The sequence below is a fragment of the Algoriphagus sp. genome (assembly GCF_024642405.1).
Taxonomy (GTDB): Bacteria; Bacteroidota; Bacteroidia; order Cytophagales; family Cyclobacteriaceae; genus Algoriphagus.
This window is the reverse complement of the sequence record NZ_JAHEBC010000498.1, coordinates 1-2181: the sequence shown is the minus strand read 5'-3', so window position 1 is coordinate 2181 and position 2181 is coordinate 1. Positions and strand designations below refer to the sequence as shown.

Annotated in this window: 3 protein-coding genes; all 3 read left to right on the top strand. The window is 39.8% G+C overall.

Going from position 1 to position 2181, the window contains the following annotated elements; all coding sequences use genetic code 11:
• On the top strand, nt 1-433 hold a 433-nt coding region (locus tag Q0L68_RS19810), incomplete at its 5' end, for a prolyl oligopeptidase family serine peptidase (RefSeq protein ID WP_296705969.1).
• Nucleotides 434-529: 96 nt separating this feature from the next.
• Nucleotides 530-1225, top strand: coding sequence for an HAD family hydrolase (locus Q0L68_RS19805; protein WP_296705968.1), 696 nt, complete (start codon nt 530-532; stop codon nt 1223-1225).
• Between the two features lie 32 nt (nt 1226-1257).
• Nucleotides 1258-2181: DMT family transporter (locus Q0L68_RS19800; protein ID WP_296705967.1), on the top strand; the 924-nt coding region annotated here is incomplete at its 3' end.

Here is a 2181-nt window from a genome sequence, read left to right as displayed (position 1 = left end):
TTCTACTGTCAGCACTCAATACAATCATGAAGTGGAAAGGTCTAAGGATAGAATTGACGAGTTATCAGCAAGACCCGATTTTTCTATATTAGTTTACCCAGTGATTTCATTTCGAGATGCCTCGGCTCATAGTGGCTCAAGAGCGAACTTAATTGAAGAAAACGCCCCGCAGGAACTTGTTGACCGCTTTTCTGGCGAATTAAATGTAGATGAAAATACTCCTCCAACTTTCTTGGTGCACGCCCAAGATGACAAAAGTGTTCCTATTGAAAATAGCTTTTTGTATTATAAAGCACTTCACGCCAAAGGCGTTCCTGCTTCCTTGCATATTTACCCAAAAGGAGGACATGGATTTGGATTTGGATTGGGAAAAGGGCCTGTTTCTGACTGGAGAGATGTATTGCTGGATTGGATGAAATCAGTTGGTCAGTGATCGGTAGGCAGTCTCAGCGAGCAGTTTTTAATTTGAGGAACGTTATTTTGGGAAAAGTGAAGCAATGAGTATTTAATTTAAAACTATATTCCTTTCATGATAAAAGTTATTGCCTTTGATGCAGATGACACCCTTTGGGTCAATGAGCCATTTTTTAGAGAGGCAGAAGAAAAATTCGCTGAGCTTCTTGAGGATTTTATGCCTCAACACAGTTCCCTCAAAGAGCTATATCGAACTGAAATCGAAAATCTCTATATGTACGGCTACGGGATCAAAGGCTTCATGCTCTCTATGATTGAGACAGCAATGCGTATTTCTGATCGTAAAATCCCCTTAATTTTTATAGATAAAATCATCCAAATAGGAAGAGAAATGTTGGAAAAACCAGTGGAGCTCCTTCCAGGCGTTGAGGAGGTTTTAAAAGAACTAAACGGTGATTATCGAATTGTTCTAGCAACTAAAGGCGATCTACTTGATCAGGAACGTAAATTGAAAAAATCAGGACTTGCGGACCATTTTCACCATATAGAAGTGATGAGTGAAAAGAAAGAGGCTGATTTCAAAAAGCTCATCCGACATCTCGACATTGCAGCGGATGAATTTCTGATGATGGGAAACAGCCTTAAGTCAGATATCTTACCTGTCTTAAATCTAGGAGGCTTTGGGATTCATATCCCCTTTCATATCACTTGGGAGCATGAAACTATTGAGCATGAGATTATTCATGAACGATTTTTTCATGTCAACAAAATCTCTGATTCTGTAAAATTGATTCGAGATTTAGATCAATGAATTTAAGACTATCCATGCAATCTCCTTTTTGAATGATCTCACTGACGAATATCCCAACTGTGTATCAAAAAGTCCCAGGAGTGATCATGGTGATTGTTTCAGCTATTTTTTGGGGTATTTCAGGTACTTTCGCACAGTTTCTTTTTGAGGAAAAGGATATAAACCCAACTTGGCTAGTATCCTGGAGACTGTTATTAGGAGGTGCCATTTTATTGATTTTTTCCTTTAGTAGAGGGAAAAGAGACACCTTCCAAATTTGGAAAAAACTCACTGACATCATCCAAATTTTCCTTTTTAGTTTACTTGGCATGGTTGCCGTCCAATTCACCTATTTCTACAGCATTTCGCTTTCTAATGCCGCTACCGCAACGGTTTTACAGTACTTGGGACCACTTATCGTCGTAACATACTTTGCCGTTAAAAACCGAAGATGGCCTATAATGGCGGAATATATAGCTCTCGGATTGGCACTTACAGGAACATTCCTTTTGGTGACCCATGGAAGTTTTGACACCTTGGTGATAAGCAGTGAAGCTTTTCTTTGGGGAATACTTTCTGCAGTGGCTTTGGCTTTTTATACTATTTATCCTGCAAGATTATTACGAAAATTCTCCCCCGCCACCGTCACGGGATGGGCAATGTTTTTGGGCGGTTTGATCATGGTTCCTCTTATGAAACCTTGGGAAACTCAAGTTATCTGGGATTTTGAAACATTTCTTTCCTTTGGATACATTATCCTTTTCGGGACAGTGCTCGCCTTTTATTTATTTCTAAGCTCTGTCAGTATAATCGGAGCGACTTACGCAAGTTTGCTTTGTAGCGTAGAACCATTAGCTGCAGCAGGTACCGCAGTAGTCTGGCTTGGAGTTTATTTCGGCGTGATGGATTGGATCGGAATGCTTTTTATTTTAACCACCGTCACCCTATTGACAATAAACTCTAAGGCAAAACCACCC

Coding starts and splice junctions, on each gene's coding strand:
- Q0L68_RS19805 (WP_296705968.1), top strand. CDS start 530: ATGATAAAAGTTATTGCCTTTGATGCAGATGACACCCTTTGGGTCAAT.